This window comes from Shewanella sp. AS16 (genome assembly GCF_021412365.1).
Lineage (GTDB): Bacteria > Pseudomonadota > Gammaproteobacteria > Enterobacterales > Shewanellaceae > Shewanella > Shewanella salipaludis.
Window position 1 is genome coordinate 1 of the sequence record NZ_JAKCLK010000150.1, and the last position, 312, is coordinate 312.

The 312-nt window shown below is 53.2% G+C and carries 1 protein-coding gene; it reads left to right on the forward strand.

Annotation, left to right across the window (positions count from 1 at the left end; all coding sequences use genetic code 11):
* Positions 1-312 (forward strand): ATP-binding cassette domain-containing protein (locus LZP73_RS19745; RefSeq protein ID WP_234236611.1); only part of this gene is annotated, 312 nt, incomplete at both ends.

The window sequence follows — 312 nt, forward strand, 5'->3', positions numbered from 1 at the left end:
TCCTTCGTTGCCGTTGATCACGTCAATTTCCGCATTCCACGCGGGGAGATTTTTGGTTTTCTTGGTTCGAACGGCTGTGGTAAATCCACCACCATGAAAATGCTTACCGGATTGCTGCCCGCCAGCGAAGGTGAGGCGTGGCTGTTCGGGCAACCGGTTGATCCAAAAGATATCGATTCTCGTCGCCGGGTGGGCTATATGTCGCAGGCGTTTTCGCTCTATAACGAACTCACCGTGCGGCAAAACCTGGAGTTACATGCTCGTCTGTTTCATATCCCGGAAGCGGAAATTCCCGCGCGAGTGGCTGAAATG